Source organism: Aristophania sp. ESL1100, assembly GCF_058511235.1.
Map to the genome: position 1 here is coordinate 1554325 of NZ_CP196394.1, position 21186 is coordinate 1575510.

16 protein-coding genes are annotated in these 21186 nt (G+C 49.8%); 12 read left to right on the plus strand and 4 right to left on the minus strand.

What is annotated here, in order from left to right:
* Positions 1-84: 84 nt before the first annotated feature.
* The 9 genes from gltX (at position 85) to ACSYSY_RS07255 (ending at position 11881) form a co-directional block, all read left to right on the plus strand.
* Positions 85-1488 carry a glutamate--tRNA ligase gene (gltX, locus tag ACSYSY_RS07215; RefSeq protein ID WP_491706894.1) on the plus strand — a complete coding sequence of 468 codons (1404 nt, stop codon included), beginning with the start codon at positions 85-87 and terminating at the stop codon, positions 1486-1488.
* Positions 1485-2423: an aspartate carbamoyltransferase catalytic subunit gene (locus ACSYSY_RS07220; RefSeq protein ID WP_491706895.1), complete on the plus strand. Its 939-nt coding sequence runs from the start codon at positions 1485-1487 to the stop codon at positions 2421-2423. Before gltX ends, ACSYSY_RS07220 begins: the two co-directional genes overlap by 4 nt.
* The gene (locus tag ACSYSY_RS07225; protein ID WP_491706896.1) at positions 2420-3718 is read left to right on the plus strand and encodes a dihydroorotase; all 1299 of its coding nucleotides are present in this window, start codon (positions 2420-2422) and stop codon (positions 3716-3718) included. The genes ACSYSY_RS07220 and ACSYSY_RS07225 overlap by 4 nt, the downstream gene beginning before the upstream one ends.
* A gap of 2 nt (positions 3719-3720) precedes the next feature.
* Positions 3721-4350, plus strand: a complete 630-nt coding sequence (plsY, locus tag ACSYSY_RS07230) for a glycerol-3-phosphate 1-O-acyltransferase PlsY (RefSeq protein ID WP_491706897.1) — start codon at positions 3721-3723, stop codon at positions 4348-4350.
* 26 nt (positions 4351-4376) lie between these two features.
* The gene (dprA, locus tag ACSYSY_RS07235) at positions 4377-5663 is read left to right on the plus strand and encodes a DNA-processing protein DprA (RefSeq protein ID WP_491706898.1); all 1287 of its coding nucleotides are present in this window, start codon (positions 4377-4379) and stop codon (positions 5661-5663) included.
* 30 nt (positions 5664-5693) lie between these two features.
* A complete protein-coding gene (gene topA / locus ACSYSY_RS07240; protein WP_491706899.1) occupies positions 5694-8330 on the plus strand; it encodes a type I DNA topoisomerase in 2637 nt (878 codons plus the stop codon).
* Between the two features lie 158 nt (positions 8331-8488).
* Positions 8489-10240 carry a S41 family peptidase gene (locus ACSYSY_RS07245; protein ID WP_491706900.1) on the plus strand — a complete coding sequence of 584 codons (1752 nt, stop codon included), beginning with the start codon at positions 8489-8491 and terminating at the stop codon, positions 10238-10240.
* Positions 10241-10256: 16 nt separating this feature from the next.
* Positions 10257-10604, plus strand: coding sequence for a DUF1491 family protein (locus ACSYSY_RS07250; RefSeq protein ID WP_491706901.1), 348 nt, complete (start codon positions 10257-10259; stop codon positions 10602-10604).
* Between the two features lie 137 nt (positions 10605-10741).
* Complete coding sequence (locus ACSYSY_RS07255) at positions 10742-11881, plus strand: OmpA family protein (RefSeq protein WP_491706902.1); 1140 nt, start codon at positions 10742-10744, stop codon at positions 11879-11881.
* Between the two features lie 63 nt (positions 11882-11944).
* Here the strand turns inward: ACSYSY_RS07255 and ACSYSY_RS07260 are convergent, their stop codons facing one another.
* Positions 11945-12631, minus strand: a complete 687-nt coding sequence (locus tag ACSYSY_RS07260; protein WP_491706903.1) for a hypothetical protein — start codon at positions 12629-12631, stop codon at positions 11945-11947.
* Positions 12632-12856: 225 nt separating this feature from the next.
* Between ACSYSY_RS07260 and ACSYSY_RS07265 the strand changes: the two genes are divergently transcribed.
* Positions 12857-13396 (plus strand): hypothetical protein, encoded by a 540-nt coding sequence (locus tag ACSYSY_RS07265; protein WP_491706904.1) that lies wholly within the window; start codon positions 12857-12859, stop codon positions 13394-13396.
* A 36-nt stretch (positions 13397-13432) separates the two neighbouring features.
* On the plus strand, positions 13433-15385 hold the full coding sequence (gene parE, locus ACSYSY_RS07270; protein WP_491706905.1) for a DNA topoisomerase IV subunit B: 1953 nt from the start codon (positions 13433-13435) through the stop codon (positions 15383-15385).
* 60 nt (positions 15386-15445) lie between these two features.
* Here parE and ACSYSY_RS07275 read toward each other — a convergent pair whose 3' ends face one another.
* Positions 15446-16279 (minus strand): aldo/keto reductase, encoded by an 834-nt coding sequence (locus tag ACSYSY_RS07275; protein WP_491706906.1) that lies wholly within the window; start codon positions 16277-16279, stop codon positions 15446-15448.
* Positions 16280-16583: 304 nt separating this feature from the next.
* Here ACSYSY_RS07275 and ACSYSY_RS07280 point away from each other — a divergent pair, with 304 nt between their 5' ends.
* Entirely contained in the window at positions 16584-18488 is a 1905-nt protein-coding gene (locus ACSYSY_RS07280; RefSeq protein ID WP_491706907.1) for a glycosyltransferase family 2 protein, read from the plus strand.
* 100 nt (positions 18489-18588) lie between these two features.
* Here ACSYSY_RS07280 and ACSYSY_RS07285 read toward each other — a convergent pair whose 3' ends face one another.
* Together ACSYSY_RS07285 and ACSYSY_RS07290 are read right to left on the minus strand one after the other, a co-directional pair.
* Complete coding sequence (locus tag ACSYSY_RS07285) at positions 18589-19488, minus strand: DoxX family protein (protein WP_491706908.1); 900 nt, start codon at positions 19486-19488, stop codon at positions 18589-18591.
* Between the two features lie 196 nt (positions 19489-19684).
* On the minus strand, positions 19685-21106 hold the full coding sequence (locus tag ACSYSY_RS07290; protein WP_491706909.1) for a mannose-1-phosphate guanylyltransferase/mannose-6-phosphate isomerase: 1422 nt from the start codon (positions 21104-21106) through the stop codon (positions 19685-19687).
* Between the last annotated feature and the right edge of the window lie 80 nt (positions 21107-21186).

Below are 21186 nucleotides of genomic sequence, written 5' to 3' on the forward strand. Positions count from 1 at the left end.
AGACCTCGCTGTCATTTATAAGAGCTTACAGTCTGACACGCACCGGATAGACCAGTTTAGTGGAACCTGATATAATTTCTCTTTATGAAAATTCGTACCCGCTTTGCGCCCTCGCCGACAGGTCTGCTCCATATTGGCAATGCTAGAGCCGCCCTGTTTAACTACCTCTTTGCCCGTCATCACGGCGGTGAATTCCTCTTACGTATTGAGGACACAGACCGTGAGCGCTCCACCCAGAAAGCCGTTGACGTTATTTTTGACGGGCTGAAATGGATGGGGCTTGATTGGGACGAAGAACCCGTATTTCAATCAACGCGTCAGGACCGCCATACAGAAGTTGTTCAGGAACTTCTGGAAAAAGGTCAGGCTTACCGCTGCTATTGCACGGCTGAAGAACTCGCGGAGATGCGTGAAAAAGCGCGCGCTGAAAAACGCCCTCCCCGCTATGACGGCACATGGCGCGACCGTGACCCTGCTGAGGCACCAAAAGGCGCTCCCTATACCATTCGCCTGAAAGCCCCTCTGACGGGTGAGACTATAATCCATGATCTGGTGCAGGGAGACGTCAAAGTCGCCAATGCGGAGATGGATGATCTGATTCTTCTGCGTTCCGACGGCACACCGACTTATCTTCTGGCCGTCGTGGTTGATGACCATGATATGGCGATCACGCATGTTATCCGCGGGGACGACCACCTGACCAATACGTTCCGTCAGGCAATGATTTACAGAGCCATGGGCTGGGACCTGCCACAATTTGCACATCTCCCGCTCATTCATGGTCCCGATGGGGCAAAGCTTTCCAAACGTCACGGTGCACAATCAGTTGTTGAATTCCGCGATGAGGGAATCCTGCCGGAAGCACTCTGCAACTATCTCCTGCGTCTGGGCTGGGGGCATGGTGATGCGGAAATTCTCTCCCGTGAAGAACAGATCAAACTTTTTGACCTTGATGGTGTCGGGCAGTCTCCTTCCCGCATGGATTATGTCAAACTTGCTCACATAAATGGTGTCTGGCTTCGCCGTGCTGACGATGAACGCCTGACCAGAGACGTTATTGACCGCCTCAGCAACCGTGATGATGTTGAGATCAACGATGCCGTCATCCAGCGTATTCTGGCCCTGATGCCCGGTCTGAAAGAACGCGCGAAAAATATGGTTGAGCTCGCTGATAACGCGGCTTTTGCAGGATTTAAGCTTCCACTTACCTTCACCCCGAAGGCAGAAAAACTCCTTACAGCTGAAGGAAAAGAAATTCTCCGTGGCGTGAGTGAGAAACTGGAAACACTCCCTTCTTTCACACCGGAAGATATTGATCAGACCCTCCGTGCCTTTGCTGAAGAGAAAGAACTCAAACTCGGCTCTGTTGCCCAGCCCTTACGCGCAGCTCTGACAGGCACAACAACATCACCTGGCATTGACCTCACACTCTCTGCTCTGGGTAAGGATGAAGTACTTGCACGCATAAGGAGTGTAACAGGTCAATGACACCTCGGCGTCACAGCACTCACCTGCTCGGCATTGAGGGAATGGGCCCGCAGGATATAGTCCCTTTTCTTGATCTGGCTGAAAGTTATGCCTTGCTCAGCCGTTCCCGTCAGGCGCCCCGAGATGTCCTGCGGGGACGTACGCTGATCAATCTTTTCTTCGAAGACAGCACACGCACCCGGACCAGCTTTGAAATTGCCGGTAAACGTCTGGGCGCTGATGTTGTGAACATGACGGTTGCCACAAGTTCGGTCAATAAAGGCGAGACATTACTCGATACTGCGTCAACCCTGAATGCCATGCGGTGCGACCTGCTGGTCGTCCGTCATGCACAATCCGGTGCCCCGGCGCTGCTCTCACAAAAAGTGGAAGCCTGCGTGGTCAATGCCGGAGACGGCATGCACGAACACCCCACTCAGGCATTGTTGGACGCCCTGACCATCCGGCGCCATCTTGGCAGACTTGATAATCTCGAAATTGCCATTTGTGGCGATATCGCTCACAGCCGCGTTGCACGCTCAAATCTGCATCTGTTACTGGCCATGGGGAGCCGTGTGCGCCTGATCGGCCCACCGACCTTACTGCCAGCCTCTTTTGCCAGCATGGAGAATGTGACACTTTACCACTCAATGGAAGAGGGCCTGAAAGATGCAGATGTCGTCATGTGTCTGCGTATCCAGCGTGAGCGTATGGGGGCGGGACTAGTGCCCAGCGAGCGGGAATATTTCGCTCTTTTCGGTCTGGATCAACGCCGCCTTTCACGTGCAAAACCCGGCGCTCTGGTCATGCACCCGGGACCAATGAACCGGGGGGTTGAAGTCGCGTCCAATGTTGCTGACTCCCCACAAAGTGTTATTTCAGAACAGGTTGAAATGGGCGTTGCTGTTCGCATGGCTGTGCTTGATCGCCTCTTGCGTATGAGGAGCGCTGCATGAAGGCCCCAACTTCCGCCACTCTTATTTTCAAAAATATTCGCCTGATTGACCCGGCTTCCGGCAGGGATGAAAAAAGCGAGCTGGTCGTCCAGAACGGAAAAATAACAGGCTATAAAGCAGAAGAAGCGCCTTCTGATGCAACGGTTATTGATGGCAAAGGGGCCGTGCTCTGCCCTGGCCTGGTCGATATGCGCGTCTCTTTGGGAGAACCGGGGGCAGAATATCGCGAGACGATCGAATCAGGGGCACAGGCTGCTGTTGCTGGTGGTATCACCAGTATGGCTGTCCTGCCTGATACAGAGCCTGCAATTGATACCCCCTCCCTCGTATCGCTTATCAAGCAGCGTGGACAGGAAACCGGTCTGGTAACGCTTTATCCCTATGGCGCTCTGACACGGAAATGTGCTGGTCAGGAAATGGCTGAAATGGGCCTGCTGAAACAGGCTGGTGCCATAGCCTTTACAGATGGGGCACGCTCTTTGGGTGATGCCAAACAGATGCGTAATCTGCTGGCATATTCCCGCTTTCTGGGCGCCATGATCGTCCTTCATCCTGAAGAACCGTCTCTGGCACGCGGTGGCTGTGCAACAGCGGGGCCTCTGGCAGTTAAACTTGGCTTGCCACAAATTCCAGCCCAGGCTGAAGCCATGATGGTTGCGCGTGATCTCTGTCTGGCTGAAATGACTGGAGCACACGTCCATTTCGCTCATATCTCCACAGAGGCGGCACTCGATCTTATTCGCAGCGCCAAGGGGAAAGGGCTGTCTGTCACCTGTGATACGGCCCCTCCTTATTTCACCATGACTGAAGACGCTATTGGTGATTTCCGCACTTATGCAAAGCTCTCCCCGCCCCTGAGGCAGGAAAAAGACCGGGCTGCTGTGCAGGCGGCTCTGGCTGATGGCACAATTGACGCAGTCGCTTCTGACCATGCGCCTGCTGACGCAGATGATAAACGCCTGCCTTTCGCTCAAGCTCGTGCCGGTGGAACAGGATTGGTGACCTTACTGGGAATGACTCTCAAAGCAGGTCTTCCTCTCCTTGATGCACTCCGTCTTGTCACATCGGCTCCAGCCAGATTGCTCGGTATTGACGCCGGTACACTGGCGGTTGGTTCACAGGCGGATCTCTGCCTTTTCGATCCCGAATCTCAATGGACCATCAAAGCCGGAACTGTACCGGGGCGGGCACAGAATACACCCTTTGATGGTGTCACCATTAAAGGAAAAGTCCTGCGCACATTTCATGCAGGCCACGAGGTCTATAGGGATAAACACTATGGGGAGATTTTGTAACGATGGCTCTCTTTTCGCTTAATCCACCAGGGCCATTGCTGGTTTTTATCATCTCTTACCTGATCGGGAGCATCCCTTTCGGTTTTGTGCTGACAACCCTGGCAGGATTAGGTGATATCAGGCGTATTGGCTCCGGAAACATCGGAGCCACTAACGTCCTGAGAACCGGGAGGAAAAGCCTTGCTGTTGCAACCATGCTCATGGATGCCCTGAAGGGGTTCCTTGCTGTCCTTCTTTTTCAGGCACTCTGCCCTGTAAAGACTGATCTGAGCATGGCTCTGGCAGGATTCGGAGCCATTACCGGGCATTGCTTTCCCATCTGGCTGAAATTCCGTGGCGGGAAAGGTGTTGCAACGGGCATTGGTATTTTATGGGCCTTTTGCTGGCCTGCCGGTCTGATATGCAGCTTTGTCTGGGCTTTTACCGTCAAATTGAGCCGCATCTCTTCAGCAGGGGCACTGGTTGCGTTTATGATCGCCCCCTGCCTGATCCCCGCTTTGACGACACATCCGGTTTCCTCGCCTATCCCTGTTGCAACAGATATGATTGCCATTCTGGTTTGGGTCCGCCATTACGGTAATCTGGTACGCCTTGTCCAAGGTAAAGAACACCGCTTCAAGGAAGAAGGCTGATCAATCCGACCCGGAGGTCTTTTATCATGAATCATGATATGAGCGCGCAAACGCAGGCGGAACGCATTGCCATGATCCGGCTGGCACGGACTCCTCACATCGGTCCGGTGAAATTTTACCGTCTTCTGGCCATTTATGGGACAGCCAGCCGCGCGCTTGATGCTGTTACAAAAATGCCGCGGACAAGCCAATCCCGGAAGCTTGTGCCCCCAACTCTGATGCAGATTGAAGACGAGATCGCGTTTCTGGGAAAAACAGGTAGCCGGCACGTTCTGCGCTCAGACGCCGATTACCCCCTTATGATGACTTACACACCTGACGCGCCGCCTTTACTGTTCTGCCGTGGCCAGCTTGATCGGGCTTCAATGACCAGTATCGCCATTGTGGGAGGGCGTAATGCGTCCCTTGCCGGCATTCGCATTGCAGAAAGCCTGTCTGCTGAACTGGCCTCAGCGGGCATATGTGTTGTTTCCGGTCTGGCCCGCGGAATTGATACTGCTGCCCATAAAGGAGCCCTTCATTCCGGTCTGACGGTCGCTGTGATTGCCGGGGCACTCGATGTTATTTACCCACCAGAAAATGCACGCCTTCATGAAGCCATTGCTGAAAAAGGCTGCCTGATTACAGAAGCCCCACCGGGGACCGAGACACTCGCCAGACATTTTCCCCGCCGTAATCGCCTGATTGCCGGAATCAGCCAGGCCTGTCTCGTAATAGAAGCGGCAGAGCGTTCCGGCACACTTATTACGGCCCGACATGCCACGGCCTATAATAAAACCATTATGGCTGTTCCGGGCTCACCTCTTGATCCACGGTCCCGCGGAGGCAATGATCTCCTGCGTCAGGGCGCTGTTTTAGTTGAGAACCTGCAGGATATTCTCACCAACCTGCCCGAAGAAATGCCCATGCGACGGCCGGCTCCATGGAGTCGTGAAGGTGAAGATAAAAAACTCTTTGGCGCCCCGGATCCACGCGGTTTTGAACAGACCCTCTATCCCACCCTCAACCAGGCTCATAACGTTATGGACAGTTTTTCAGAAAAAGGGGATCTCTCTTTTCTGACTGAAAATGACAGTGATTCTGATGAAACTGAGGAAGAATCTGAGGATTTTTTCGAAAATACTGACGAGACTATTCGAGAAAAACTGCTCTTATGTCTTTCATTAACGCCTATAAGAGTTGACGATCTGATCTCACGCTGTCAGTTCTCCGTATCAGACGTCATGACGACGCTCAGTGAACTGGAAGTGGATGGTGTGATAGAAAGTCTCCCTGGTGGGCAGGTCGTTCTGATACCAGACGCTGTAGAATAATAACCTAGACTCGATAAATGGATGAGAGCAATGACGAGCATCGTAGTGGTCGAAAGCCCGGCAAAAGCAAAAACAATCAATCGGTATCTGGGTAGTGACTACACTGTAATTGCCTCATTCGGCCATGTACGTGACCTGCCCCCCAAAGATGGCAGTGTCTTGCCTGATGAAAATTTTGCCATGAAATGGCAGACTGATGAACGTGGGGCAAAACAGATTGCCACCATTGCCAAAGCTGTCAAAGGCGCGCAGAAACTTATCCTCGCCACTGACCCGGACCGTGAAGGGGAAGCGATTTCATGGCATGTCAGGACAGCTCTGGAAGAAAAAAATCTTCTCAAAAATATCGAAGTCCAGCGCGTTACATTCAACGAAATTACAAAAAACGCCATTAAGGCCGCCATGGCTGCTCCGCGTGCACTGGACCAGCCTCTCATTGATGCCTATCTGGCACGGCGCGCACTGGATTATCTGGTCGGCTTTACGCTCTCTCCCGTATTATGGCGTAAACTGCCTGGCAGCCGGAGCGCGGGGCGCGTTCAGTCGGTCGCTCTCCGTCTGATCTGTGAACGTGAAGCTGAAATTGAAGTTTTCAAACCACGCGAATATTGGGACGTCACGGGCACATTCCAAACCCCCGGTAAAGACAGTTTTGAAGCGCATCTGACGCATCTTGATGGCAGAAAACTTGGCCAGTTTGATCTGGCTACACAGGAACAGGCTTTTGCAGCACGAGACATCGTTCAGAAAAGTGAGCTGAGCGTCCGCAGCATAGAGCGCAAAAGAACAAAGCGTCACCCAGCCCCGCCTTTCACCACCTCCACTCTTCAGCAGGAAGCCTCCCGCAAACTGGGAATGAGTGCCCAGACAACCATGCGGACAGCTCAGCAGCTTTATGAAGGGGTCGATCTCGGCGGGGAGACTCTTGGCCTGATTACGTATATGAGAACGGATGGTGTTGTTATGGCTGCAGAAGCTATTGACGCCATACGCAGCCATATCAGTGGCACATTCGGGAAAACTTACTGCCCTGAAAAACCTCGTGCCTATACAACAAAAGCCAAAAATGCACAGGAAGCGCATGAAGCGATCCGTCCAACAGATGTGACGCGTTCACCTGACAAGGTTGCGGCTTTTCTCAATAATGACCAGAAACGTCTTTATGAACTGATCTGGAAGCGAGCCGTTGCCTCCCAGATGCAATCGGCAGAGATTGATCAGACAGCCGTGACCCTGTCTGATCCTGCGCAACAGACATTATTGCGTGCGACTGGCTCTGTGATTGCCTTTGATGGTTTTTTACATCTTTACCGAGAAAGCCACGACGACCCCAAAGCGGATGATGATCAGAGCCGCCTTCTTCCCATCATGAAAGAAGGAGACCGGATAGACGCTAAAGAGATCAAGGCTGACCAGCATTTTACCCAGCCGCCACCACGTTATTCCGAAGCTTCTCTCGTCAAGAAAATGGAAGAAATCGGCATCGGTCGTCCCTCAACCTATGCTTCCATTCTCACGGTCCTGAGAGACCGCAACTATGTTCGTCTTGAGCAGAAACGATTTGTTCCTGAAGACCGGGGAAGGCTCGTAACCGCCTTCCTGACCTCCTTTTTCGAACGTTATGTTGACACAGGTTTTACGGCCTCTCTTGAAGAACAGCTTGATGATATTTCAGGGGGACGTGCTGACTGGCATGACGTCATGTCAGCTTTCTGGCGTGATTTTTCTGCCAGTATTGACCAGACAAAAGACCTTAAGATCACCGATGTCATCAATGCGCTTGATCAGGATCTTGCCCCGCATTTCTTCCCACCTCATGCAGATGGGACTGACCCGCGTCTTTGCACCGCCTGTGGTACTGGGCGCATTGGCCTCAAACTCGGGCGTCATGGCGCCTTTCTTGGGTGCTCGAACTACCCGGAATGTAAATTTACCCGTCCGTTAAGCCTGGAAGATGACGGTCAGACAACGCTGAAAGACGGCATTCGCAGTCTGGGCCAGGACCCGCAGACGACTGAGGAAGTGACTGTCCGCCGTGGGCCTTATGGTCTGTATATTCAAAGAGGCGAAGCTGACCCTGAGGACAAGAAGGTTAAGCCTAAACGGGCGGCCATCCCCAAAAATCTGGATGGTGAGACCATTACCCTGGAGCAGGCTTTAGGGCTGTTATCCCTGCCCCGCACTCTGGGAACGCACCCTGAAACAGGAGAAATCATCCAGGCGGGACTGGGACGTTTCGGGCCCTTCGTTAAAATGGGCGCAATCTACGGCACGCTTGATAAAGATGATGACGTACTGCATATTGGGCTCAACCGCGCTATTGATGCTCTGGCACGCAAGCTCGCTTCAATGAAAACACTTGGCCCTCACCCCAAGGATGGCGAGACAGTCATGGTGCGGAAAGGGCGTTTTGGGCCATATGTACAGCATGGTTCCACTATGGCTCCCTTGCCAAAAGACCGTTCGCTTGATGATATAACACTTGATGAAGCCATTGTGCTTCTGAAGGAAAAGGGTAAATCAACAAAAAAGACGGCCCGTAAGACAGCCTCAAAGAAAACCGCTGCAAAACCGAAAAAAACGACGACGGCAAAAAAAACAGCCGCAAAAAAGACATCATCTACAGAAAAGCCATCATTACGCAGGAAAAAGAACACAGAGGAATAAATCCCTTCAAGACCACACAAATGTTACCGCCATTTAAGCGTGGTGGTGAGGATTGCCTTCGGTCTCACTGATGTGAGAAGCGTATCAATTACGGACTGAAAATGTATCTTTATTTGAAACATCCTTCACAAAAAAAGATATGCTTCCCCGAAGGCATCATGGTGCACCCTGCCTTGCTGCCTTCCTTTTATTGCCTGATATCGAAACCCTGTTCCTGTTTCATTTTCTTTTTAAGGGCCATCATATCCTCTTTCACAAAAGGGGCTATCTGCCTGTATGTTGTGACCGTTACTGTCCATGCGGACCCTCTGCCTGATGGAATTTTCAGTCAGAACCACGTAACGACTATTCCGCAAATCAGTCATAATATTACAAACGAACGATCATCTCTTTCAGAAACTGATCTGAATATGATGCGCCAGGTTATTCAGTCTGCCCTGACGTTTATAACGCCGCGCCTGATGCAGCCTCATAATCCTTCAGAACTCACTTTATGGGGGCTTAATGCCTTCATAGCGCGTGACCCTGAGCTATCCATTACAGAGATTACGTCGGCCCCTTTTACCAATGGGAAAAAGGCAAATATTCCTCTTAGCAAAAATGCTATCCACAAGCTTGTTGCGCTCAGAGGGAACCATTTAATTATAGAGGCAGATTTCCCTTTAGAGAGTGATTATCAAGGATGGGCCGCTCTCTCCGTCTCATTGATTCAAAAAGAATGGGACAATAATCCCGCACTTCAGTCATTGGGCAAAGATAATCTGCTTTCTTTATTCTTTGCTGAAATATTTCATCATCTTGATCCCTATTCCCGCTACCTCCCTCCTGAAAACGCTCAAAAAGAAAGAGAGAGTCGTCAGGGAACAAAATATTCTCTCGGCCTGACTCTGGCGAAACAACCGGGCCGCCGTTATCCAGTTATAGATAAAATCAACGCCAATAGTCTCATCTGGGCAAATGGCGCTGACGAGGGGCAGAAAATCTATAAAATCGATGGTCGTAATACCGCCAGATTTCCTTTGGAGATGATTAATTCCTGGATTGTAAGAGACGAGCCTGACACTCTGACCGTTCAATATGGCGGTTCACAACGCAAGTCGAAATCTGAGAAACTGCAACTTGAACGCCTCGCTCCTCAGACAGTCTCAGCGATACATTATACAGGCCACTATCTGGTTTTACAGCTCACTGATTTCTCAACCCAGACAGCCGATGAAGTCAGCCAGCTTCTTTCAGATTCGCTTCCCCTGAAAGGGATTGTTCTCGATTTGAGAGGGAATAAGGGCGGCGTTCTACAACAGGCTGTCATGACCGCCGCTCTTTTCCTCGATCATGGTATTATAGCGACGACAACAGGTCGTTACCCGTCCGCTAACCACATATGGGCCGTTCAGGGGGGGGATATCACAAATAATGCTCCTCTTATTGTCCTGGTCGATCGCTATACAGCCAGTGCAGCAGAAGTACTTGCCGCCGCACTGGCCGATCATCACAGAGCTGTCATTATCGGAAGTGCCACTTACGGAAAGGGACTCGTTCAGGATATTGGTCAAATGCCGAATGGGGGAGAAATTTTTGTAACCTGGGGTCGCAATACAGCCCCCCTCGGAGAGCCCATACAGCTCCTTGGCGTTATTCCCCAGATCTGTACATCCACAAAACATCCAAGCGTTAATGAACAGATCCAGGCGTTAACGATAGGGCAATCCCTGCAGGCTGCCCTGCTGTTACAATCACGGACGGCACGCGATAATACAGCGCCTGACGACCTTGAAAAAATACGCTCACTCTGCCCCCCTGCCCAGAACAAGCCTGAAACTTTAAAGACCGCCCTACGCGTATTGATCTCGCCCGAACTCTATCAGGCGGCTCTTAACTCAGTGCCTGTTCTGACTGATACAGTGCCGTAAGAAAGACGATTTCAGCATGTTTTATGGGTTAAAGGCCGGGCTGTGGGTCAGGGCCGTGATTCGACGTTTCAATCAGGAGGGGCAGCCTGCCCTGATTATGAAAAAGGGCGATGAGGATGCCGGGGCAATTTTCCTGCTTCTCACGGATGTCAATGGCCAGTCCGCCATTTTACAGGAACATGGTGCCTCATGGAGACGCCATGAAATAAAAGCGGAATCAGCACATGAAACGACAATGGCCGTTAATGACTTTTTTGACAAACAAACCCGTTTCGACCCGGATATATGGATTATTGAAATAACCGTTAAAGATGTAGCATACCCCCTCGAAACTCTGCTAGAAACGAGAAAAATTTCTGACTGAGAAACAGGTTATTGCCTGCAACATGTTTTAGTCCCTTGTTTAATGCTTCGAAACAGGTAAATAGATTGCCTTTCTTACCGCTTTCAGCGAAAAGACTATTGTCAGTCATTGTGGCATTTTGGTTGGAGAGAAATCACATGGTACAGCGCCCCACTGTCACGGCCCTTATGGCCCGGATATGTATGGCCTCAGGCGTGTCGGTGATGACATTGACTTTCGCGCAGGCTCAGCCAGTGCGCGGTCTTTATATGTCAGGCGCAGGCGGTGCCAGCTTCAATCAGACACAAACGACAAATCCCAGCACGAAGGTGTTCCCCAAAGGGCGGGATCAGTTCAGCCCTGGCGTTACCGGTTTAGGGAGCATCGGGTGGGGACTTGATAACGGCTTCCGTGTTGAACTCGAAGGAAATTATCGCCGGAATCGCTATTCCGGATTCCATAGCCCCGGTATTTCATCACGAACCAGCGGTCACCAGCAGCGTTATGGCTTTATGGCCAATGCCCTCTTCGATATGGATATTGGGCAGAACTGGATCTATCCCTATTTTGGTGCCGGTATCGGTTATGGCCGCCAGGACATGAATACCAGACTGCATTACTCGTCAGCAGGAAAGGCCCTTACGCAACGCATTAACGATGCGTCCGGCAATTTTGCCTATCAGGGGATGATTGGTGCCTCTTTGCCTGTTCCCTGGGTTGTTGGTCTTTCCACAACGATGGAATATCGTTTCTACACGATTCTGGCGCCTCATAATCACCACGCTTATAGCGTTGCGGATAATTCCGGCGGTGATGGTGGCTATTATGGAAGGCGGAATACGCGCACGGATTTCAATCATTCTCTGATGCTCGGGCTGCGTTATGAATTTGACCCGGCACCTCCACCCCCTGCCGTTACAGAAGCGCCGACTGCCGCGCCTGCCCCTGCTCCGGCCAGAAGTTATCTGGTTTTCTTCGACTGGGATTCGGCAGATCTGAGCGATCGTGCCCGTTCGATTGTTGCTGTGGCTGCACGCAATTCCACATCCGCCCAGCTGACCCATATTATCGTTAATGGTTATACAGACAGTTCCGGCGAGCAGACAGCCAGAGGGAAAACCCATAACCAGACTCTCTCGCTTCGTCGTGCCCAGGTTATAAAATCCGAACTGGTTCGTGACGGTGTGGCTGCCGGTTTGATTTCAGTGCGCGGCCTTGGTGCCAGCAGCCCGTTAGTGCAAACGGCTCTTGGCGTAAAAGAACCACAAAACAGGCGCGTTGAAATCATCTTCAAGTAAGAAGATTATTGCTTATAATTCTTTCATAAAAAAACCCGGGGAAATTTCCCCGGGTTTTTTATCTTATTTACTTTTTACAGCGTTTTTGGGTTTTTCAGAGCTTTTTACAGGTTCTTTCTTTATCGGCTCTTTCTTTGCGGGTTCTTTGACAGCATCAGCGGGTTTTGCTGTTACGGTCTTTTTGGAGACATTTTTGCCTCGTGATGCCTTATGCGTATGGCGCGTGGATTTCACTTTGCCATTTTTCGCTTTTTCAGGCGTCTTCTCTGCCGGTTTGGCAACCTGTGGTGGTACGGCGGGATTCCCTCCGACAAGCTCGATTTTGACCTTGACTGTTATATGGCTTCTTGGCTGGGCGTGAGCCGGTATCAGATCGACGCCAAAGCTATCCTCGCCATTATACGCTGTCACAGGCTGATAATTGATATATGTGCGGCCATTATAGTTATAAAGAAACGCCTTGCCATGTTCCGGTGCCTGATCAACACCAAATGAGACATAGCTCCCACCACCGCTTTTACTGACGGAAAGGGCGCATTTCCCCTCATCACTGCCAACGGTCATTTCAACATTCATTTTGCCTAAAGCATCAGTCGTTAACGGACTCAGCTTACAAAGGGCAGAAACTTTTTCATAACCAAAGGGATCTGGCAGAACTACAGGCGCTGGGGCCTTTTTATGCCCCACGCAGCCTGATAACAGTAACAGGGCGGCACATCCTCCCCCAAAACGTAAAGCATATCCAGACAAGGGCACGAGTCACTCCTGCTCACAAAGGAATTTTTTCAACTAATCCGGCTTTTTCCAGAGTTACGTCTCAACAGAGACGACCCTCTATAAGTCCTAGAATAGGCCCTATCTCATAAATTGAGAATGATGAAAAACGTTTTTTCTCTTATTCTTGGTGTTTTAGAGACCCATACCGTGTTATAGCTCCGTTTCGTGGGTGATCCCGTAACCCATAGGAGTTTGCAGATGTTATCATTTTTCTACAGAAATACATCAATCGGCCTGATCGCCCTATCGGTTGCATTCACGGCTTTCTCACCTGCTCAGGCAGCAACAGCGAGTGCGAGCTGCCACCCTCCCCAGGACGTTCATGCGGCCTTTAATGTGGTGGGGCTTAAGTCAGAGCTTATGGTTACAGCACTCTCCTGCCAGGCGCAGGACCGCTATAATGCTTTTGTTGCCCATTTCAAATCAGAGCTGAACGTGGCAGAAAAACGCCTTGAGCGCTATTTCCAGGCAACATATGGCCGTCGGTCACGCCAACAGCATGATGCCTATATTACCCAACTGGCAGATGTACAATCTCTGGGTGGATTAAAATCCGGCACGATCTTCTGCGACCAGCGCACTCCCATGTTTGAAGAGATTGCCGCTCTCGATAATGCCAATGATCTTGCTCATTATGCAGAGGCCAAGGATATTCTCCAACCTGCTTCTTATGAAAGCTGCACTGCCCCCAAGAGCCGCGCAAACAGAAGACGCGCTGCACGTCATCGTAAAGCGTAAATACCGGTCCGGGACATTCCTCTTTAAAGGCACGTTGTGACTGATTCATATAACGCGAGAGATATTGAAGTCCTGGAAGGGCTGGAGCCTGTCCGCAAAAGGCCTGGCATGTATATTGGCGGCACTGATAATGCCGCCTATCACCATCTGGCCGCTGAGATTATCGATAATGCGATGGACGAGGCCGTAGCAGGACACGCCACGACAATTGATGTCTGCCTGGAAGACGCCCACACCCTGATGGTACGCGATAACGGCCGAGGAATTCCCACAGATCCCCACCCGCGCTTCCCCGGCAAATCAGCGTTGGAAGTGATTTTTACAACACTTCATGCCGGCGGAAAATTCTCAGGGAAATCCTATGCCACATCTGGTGGATTACATGGTGTAGGCAGTTCTGTCGTCAATGCACTGTCTGAAAAGCTGGAAGTTGAAGTTACGCGCAACCGCCATCTGTACCGTCAGGTCTTTTCCAAGGGGATTGCGCAGACTGCATTGGAGGAAAGAGAAACCGACTCGACGAAATCAGGCACACTCGTACGTTTTTCACCTGACTCGGAAATTTTCGGGCGAGAGCATTTCTCCCCTCTTCGTCTTTACCAGCTCTGCCGCAGCAAAGCCGCCCTGTTCAGGGGGGTGACGATCAAATGGTCCTGTTCACCGCTCTTACTCAAGGACAAGGACGCTGAAGTCCCTGTCAAACAAACCATACAGTTCCCCAACGGGTTGGAAGATGCCCTTCAGGCGGAACTGGGCGAGAAGGCACTTCTGCTTACGCCTTTATGGTGCGGTCTGGCAGATTTGCCTCTCACCGCCAATGGTGAATCAGGTGGCCGTGTTGAGTGGGCCATCGCCTTTCTGGAAGAAGGGCCGGGAACGCTCATTTCCTATTGCAATACAATTCCCACGCCACAGGGTGGGACCCATGAAGCAGGATTGAGAGCGGCCCTTGTAAAAGGCTTCCGCCAATGGGGGGAGACACGCAAGATACGCCGGGCTGCCGCCATTACGGCTGAAGATGTATTCAGCTGTATCAATGCCAAACTTTCCGTCTTTATCCGTGATCCGCAATTTCAGGGACAGACGAAAGACCGCCTGACAACACAGGAAGCGAATCGCCTCGTTGAAGGTGCCCTGCGTGACCGTATCGACCATTGGCTCGGGGGGAACCCGCAACAGGCCGATGGTCTTGTCGGATTTCTGGCGGAACGCGCAGAAGAACGCCTGCGGCGCCGTGAAAAACGCGAAACCACGAGAAAAACCGCGACCAGAAGGTTGCGCCTCCCGGGCAAGTTAACCGATTGCGCCAGCACCGATACGGACAAAACCGAATTATTTCTTGTAGAAGGGGAATCAGCGGGCGGGTCAGCACGTCAGGCACGCGCCCGCGAGACACAGGCCGTGCTCCCTTTACGGGGTAAGATCCTCAATGTTGCCTCAGCAACGAGGGACAAGCTTCTGGCGAATCAGGAATTACGTGATTTAACAGAAGCCCTGGGATGTGGGACGGGTAAGGACTTCAACCACGCCAATCTTCGTTACGGCCGTATCATCATTATGACAGATGCTGACGTCGATGGAGCTCATATTGCCTCATTGCTGATGACATTTTTCTATCGTGAAATGCCTGAACTTATCAGACAGGGGCACCTTTTTCTGGCTCAGCCCCCTCTCTACAGGCTGACGCACGGCAGTAAAACCGTTTATGCCATGGATGACACCGATAAGGACCGACGCATTAAACGGGATTTTAAAACCGGGGCCAAAATTGACATATCCCGGTTTAAGGGATTGGGGGAAATGCCTGTTTCTGACTTAAAAGAAACAACCATGGACCCCAAACGTCGTACGCTTCTGCGTGTGACAATTCCGGCTGAAGACCGGTTATTGACGAAAGACAGGGTCGAAAGCCTCATGGGGCGCAAGCCTGAATTGCGTTTTCGTTTTATTCAGGATCACGCCAGGCACGTGGAAGTCCTGGATATTTAAACCCTATACACCCATTGGTCTCTGGTTATTGACAGAACCAGAGACCAGTCAGAATACACTTTAGAATTGCGGATTTGCCGGATCAGCCCCCATGCGGCCATCTGGCTTATCCAGTGCATCAATTTTTTTCAGATCCTCACTATGCAGTTCAAAATCGAACAGCGTGATATTCTCTTTCATACGGTCTGCATGAACCGATTTGGGAATGACCATAATTCCATTCTGAAGGTGCCAGCGTAAAATGACTTGCGCCGGTGTTTTGCCATATTTTCTGGCAATTTCACCAATTATGGGATCTGACAGAAGCGCGCCCTGCCCCAAAGGCCTCCATGCTTCTGTCTGAATCTGGTGGCGTTTATGAAAATCGCGCAATTTCTTCTGTTGGAAATAGGGATGTAACTCAATCTGGTTAATCACGGGAACCTCTCCAGTTTCATCAATCAGATGCTGGAGCTGCTCCTCCATGAAGTTGGAAACACCGATTGATTTGATGCGCCCTTCATCACGCAGACGGATAAGAGCCTTCCAGCTTTCAAGATACAGGCCCATATCCGGCATCGGCCAGTGAATCAGATAAAGGTCAACGACATCGCGCTGCAATAATCTGGCACTTTCATCAAAAGCTCTCAACGTTTTGTCAAAGCCCTGGTCATCATTCCAGAGTTTCGTCGTGACAAAAATATCGGGATAACGCGATAACGCAGCCCCTACCCCTGCCTCATTTTTATAAAGCTTTGCCGTATCGACCGCTTTATAGCCAAGTTTAACGGCTGTCTCTACAACAGATTCTGCATCGGCCTCAGGTGTTTTCCAGACGCCGAGGCCAATCCAGGGCATATTATGACCATCACGCAACCTCACACAGGATGAGGCATTTACGGGTCCTTTAACCATAACAGAATATCTCCTTGTATTGACTGATCAACATTATGCTACGTGCTATGACGGCAGCCTACAAAATCACAAAAATCTTATTGATAACGGCAAAAATATTAAACCATATGACGGTCTTAACAAAATACTCTTAAGCGTTTAATAATTCTGCCAGCAAACGCTTAAAAGACATTTCAGAGGTTATTACGCTACGCACAAGAGAGATGTACCTCCGAAAAGAGGTTAATCATTGTGAAGCTTGTGGCAAAATGACGTATTTATTTAACAACACACACACTCATATAATTATTCTGAGGGAAACTCCATGATCAGCTTTTTTCAAATCAGAACATGGCACAAGGCCATTTTGAGTGTGTGTCTGGAAGATGGGCAGCTTAAACAGCATCTCCACCCTGATGAAAAAGGCTTTACCCCTGTTATCGCTTTCAAATTAAGCGCCTTTCCCCGGCAATTATTCCTGACGACGGATCACCCCGATAAACCCCTTATCTGGATTGATCATTATAATGCCCCACGCGGCACCATCGTGACGGCCAATTTACAATATTGTGGAGACGAAAACGCCTTCTGCTCTTTGGAAGACCCTCATACATTAGGGAAATTCTTTACAACGCACCCTCTCCCTGAAGGCATAGACGTCAATAATATTGTCGGAGATTGCCACCATGTCATGGCATGGGAACAGTTTTCTCTTGAACCTGCTGTCCCTTCTCCAGCACTCGCAAAAGAAGCAGGATATGTGGCACGGCTCTTCAGCTATGATGTGACGGCGCAGGATATTATCGCCTTTATCAGGGACTATGACGGCACAAATATTCAACCTGTGTTAGATGCGATCCTTCCTTTTCTACATTGGGACCAACTTAAGACATTCGGCAGATCTGTTCTTGCAGACAGGACATTATTTCAAACCCTTCAGGAAAAATCTGCACCCACTTTATGGCTTGATAAAATTATACCGGGCCTTTTCGACTGGGAAGAAAAACGGTCAGCTTCTCCTAAGGCTCCTCTGGCACCAGTACAGAAGCTGACGTCTTCCCTTGATGAAACTTTATTGGCCTGGAACCATAATCATGGCTCCTTTGGCGGTTTTTTCCATGCTGTTACGCATATCATCAGGCGTTCATTAAAACCGACACGAAGTGCCTGCATGGTTTCAACCCAACGTAATGAGGGGATCTACCTTCTTGAATGGATTGCCTATCACCAGATGCTGGGGATAGAGCATTTCTTTATCTATAGTAATAATAATGAAGATAAATCCGACCTTCTTCTGGAATCTCTTTCCCAAAAAGGCATTATTACCTGGATATCAAACGAAGTTGATGCCAAAACCAGCCCTCAATTCAAGGCATATGGCCATGCTTTCAATGCCCTGCCGGATATCCTTGACTTTAAATGGTGTTTTGTTGTGGACGGTGATGAGTTTATTACCCTCAATCCCGAACGCTTCCCTCAAATTACAGATTACCTCAATGAAGTTGAACGCAAAGAGACCGATGCCATCGCTATCAATTGGCGTTTCATCGGCTCTACATTGAACGTAAATGGCCTTTCTGACCTCACCGTGCCCCTTACTGAGCGTAATGTTAATATTGTAGGCAATGGTGCCATAGGAGAAGGTTGGCGACTGGTTAAATCGGCATGCCGGCCACATATGACCTTGCATTCACGCGCTCATCACCCCCTCTGGTACCGGTCTGCTTCTTATAATTTCCGCCTGACAAACGGCGAAGAGCATGAATATATCAACCCACCACCGGGCTTTCCGCGTGATCCTGCTTTTGCAGATAAGGGGTATTTTAATGAAATTTATATTTCACATTTCTATTTCAAATCCATGACTGAATGGACATGGAAGCATGCTCGTAACAGCGGTGCAGACCCGACAAAGAAAATGGATTCAAGCCGCTATAACAACCAATGGGCAAACGCATTCGGCCTTCAGATGAAAGATCCTCAATCCGATAGAAATGAGTGGATTTTAAAACGCGCGGACGTTACCAGAACGGCCCTCACCAGATTGCGTAATATGCCTGACATCTCAGAAGCTGAGACGGAAATCCGCAAATCTGTCGAAAATTACCTCTATGACCTCAGCGCTCGCCTGGATAAAGATGCCCTGAAACGGAAAATCAATCATGAGTGGCACTTTATCCTTCAGGATCTTGATCTTGAGATAAAGGGTCATATTCTGTCAGACAGATAATCACAAAAGCTTCGTCAGGGCATGATGCCCTGACAATCACACCCCACCTATTTCAATCACAGAAGGGGTATAAAGACCGCCCTTGCGACTGACTCTGTTTTCAGAGTGTCTCATGATTAAAGGGGACGGTATTTCGGTACACTTCGATCCCTGACTTCGGGCCACAAAGGGGGTAGAGGCATTTAGGCATCAGGCCACGCTCTATCAGCCAGGCATCAAGTGAAAATCTGCCAGCTCCGGAAAAAAGCAGAGAGCCATAGAATACGATCAATAAGGCAATATATTCCCACCCTCTATCGCCCCAGGCATAACCGTGGGTCCACTCTCCCCCAAAAGGAATCGTGGCGATCAGGAAATAAAGAATACCCCCAGCCGCCGCCAGGCGCGTAAGAAATCCACACCCGACACCAAAGGCAAGAGAGAATTCAATCAGCCCGGCCAGAATTACAAACTGATCCGGCACCGGGGTACCCAGGGTCGTAAAAGTGCGAACAAGATTTTCATGAGAGGCCTGTCCGGCAAATATCTTTTCCACTGAATGGCCGATTTCATTCATGCCGAAATACATGCGGGCGACGGCAAGCTGCCACATAAGAGCTTCTGTAAAACCTGTGATCCCATGTGTCTTCCAGTTCCGGATCACCATACCAGCAAATTGGACGAGCATCACAAGAAACGTCACAAAACAGATGACTTCAACGGGCCAGACATTATTCATCGCCGCAACGCGCCAGCTGGTCAGAAAACAAAGCATGGAGGTAAGATAACCTGCCCGGATCGCCACCCTCATAAGAAATATATTAAATAAAAGAGCCGCCAGCATCAGAGCACTTGCCGTCCACCGGGACCAGTCAGGAAAGAGGCCCTGCGCACAACTCCATAAAACAACCCCCATACAGATAAGGAGCATTATGGACGTGACGACCGGCGAAACCATCATTGGCTGATGAGGGCTGAATTTGGACGTAAAGGCAGAAAGAGTGAATTTTTTCTGTTTCAAACCTGTTGCCACCTTATATAAATCCTATGGTCAGAATAAAAATATAATTTCTCAAAAGCAGAAATAGCTGCGCCAGAAAATTTTTCCAACCCTCGAATATTAAATACACACTAAATTCAGCGTGAACTGAAAGGTAAAAATATTTTTATAATATGTATCAGAAATTGATCATACAAAAATACACATTACCGATGCCCTATTTATTAGAGGATCTTTGGTAAATATCATGAAAACGAATAATATCATCTTCTCCCAGATAAGGACCTGATTGGACCTCAATTAATATCAGGGGAATACGTCCTGGATTTTCCAGGCGGTGAATACACCCGACAGGAAGATAGACACTTTCATTTTCTCTTATAATCATTTCCTCATCATCGCGGATGACAAGAGCCGTCCCTTTAACGACCACCCAATGTTCAGCACGATGAAAATGTTTCTGTAACGAAAGCTTTTCACCGGGGCTGACGTGAATTTGCTTGACCTGATAGCGCTCACCCCGCAACAGGGTTTCATAAAATCCCCATGGGCGATAGGTGCATTGATGCCCCTCTGCTTCAGACCGCCCGGCCTTTTGCAGGTTGGTCACTATATGCCTGATATCCTGGGCGCAATCACGGTGTGACACCATGACGGCATCTTTCGTCACCACGATAATCAGGTCCTTAACACCTGTTACAGCCGTTACAACGCTATCGGAATACACATAGGAATTCGTAACTTTATCTAAAAAAACATCCCCTCTGACGGCATTGCCCTGCTGATCTTTCGGTGTCAGGTCCCACACAGCATCCCAGCTGCCCACATCCATCCAGGCAAAATGTGCTGGTACAACGGCAGCGCGTGTTGTTTTTTCAGCCACCGCATAGTCAATCGAAATAGAAGGTGCCTGTTTAAAGCTGTCATGGTCAAGGCACTCAAACCCCAGATCGGAATGACGCAGTGCTACGGCTTTTTTTACAGCTTCATAAATATCTGGCGCATATTTTTCCAACTCTTCGAGAAAAATAGTGGCCTTAGCTAGAAACATGCCGGAATTCCAGAGATAGCGCCCATCACTGACAAGCCTTTGGGCTTCCTCTGCATCCGGTTTTTCCAGAAACCGGTTAATATGAAAAACATTCTCTATTTCTGGCAGGGCAGAACCCTGCTCGATATAACCATATCCTGTTTCAGCTCTCTCAGGCTTCATGCCGAATGTCACAATATAACCGAGTTCAGCCGCTTTCTCTGCCTGGCTGAGAGCCTGGGAAAGATCATCAAGACCCTTAATATGAGCATCAGCAGGCATGAACCATAAAACCGCCTCAGGGTCAGTTTCAATTTGCCAGAAAGCCGCTGCAGCCATGGCAGCTGCAGAATTGCGTCCTTCCGGTTCAAGAATAATGGTCGCGTTTTCTTCACCAAGCTGCCGGGCCTGTTCGGCCATAATGAATCTGTGCTCCCGGTTCCCTATAATGACAGGGGGCGATTCAAGTCCTAGAGCGCGCACCCGCAATAATGTTTCCTGAAAAGGCGTATTCTCTCCCAGTAATGCGCAAAATTGTTTGGGATAGCTCCTGCGTGAGACGGGCCATAATCTTGTACCAACCCCACCGGAAAGAATAACAGGAATCATAATGACTGCGCTTTCACCCTAAATCTGCTCTGTCCGGCTTCAATCTGTCACCTCGCCTGTTCTTCGGATATAATGAAAGA

Excerpts from the sequence above, each read along its gene's own strand:
- plsY (WP_491706897.1), top strand. The coding sequence starts at position 3,721 with ATGGCTCTCTTTTCGCTTAATCCACCAGGGCCATTGCTGGTTTTTATC.
- ACSYSY_RS07265 (WP_491706904.1), top strand. The coding sequence starts at position 12,857 with ATGTTATCATTTTTCTACAGAAATACATCAATCGGCCTGATCGCCCTA.
- ACSYSY_RS07245 (WP_491706900.1), top strand. The coding sequence starts at position 8,489 with ATGGTGCACCCTGCCTTGCTGCCTTCCTTTTATTGCCTGATATCGAAA.
- ACSYSY_RS07220 (WP_491706895.1), top strand. The coding sequence starts at position 1,485 with ATGACACCTCGGCGTCACAGCACTCACCTGCTCGGCATTGAGGGAATG.
- ACSYSY_RS07280 (WP_491706907.1), top strand. The coding sequence starts at position 16,584 with ATGATCAGCTTTTTTCAAATCAGAACATGGCACAAGGCCATTTTGAGT.
- ACSYSY_RS07225 (WP_491706896.1), top strand. The coding sequence starts at position 2,420 with ATGAAGGCCCCAACTTCCGCCACTCTTATTTTCAAAAATATTCGCCTG.
- dprA (WP_491706898.1), top strand. The coding sequence starts at position 4,377 with ATGAATCATGATATGAGCGCGCAAACGCAGGCGGAACGCATTGCCATG.
- ACSYSY_RS07275 (WP_491706906.1), bottom strand. The coding sequence starts at position 16,279 with ATGGTTAAAGGACCCGTAAATGCCTCATCCTGTGTGAGGTTGCGTGAT.
- topA (WP_491706899.1), top strand. The coding sequence starts at position 5,694 with ATGACGAGCATCGTAGTGGTCGAAAGCCCGGCAAAAGCAAAAACAATC.
- ACSYSY_RS07290 (WP_491706909.1), bottom strand. The coding sequence starts at position 21,106 with ATGATTCCTGTTATTCTTTCCGGTGGGGTTGGTACAAGATTATGGCCC.
- ACSYSY_RS07250 (WP_491706901.1), top strand. The coding sequence starts at position 10,257 with ATGTTTTATGGGTTAAAGGCCGGGCTGTGGGTCAGGGCCGTGATTCGA.
- gltX (WP_491706894.1), top strand. The coding sequence starts at position 85 with ATGAAAATTCGTACCCGCTTTGCGCCCTCGCCGACAGGTCTGCTCCAT.
- ACSYSY_RS07255 (WP_491706902.1), top strand. The coding sequence starts at position 10,742 with ATGGTACAGCGCCCCACTGTCACGGCCCTTATGGCCCGGATATGTATG.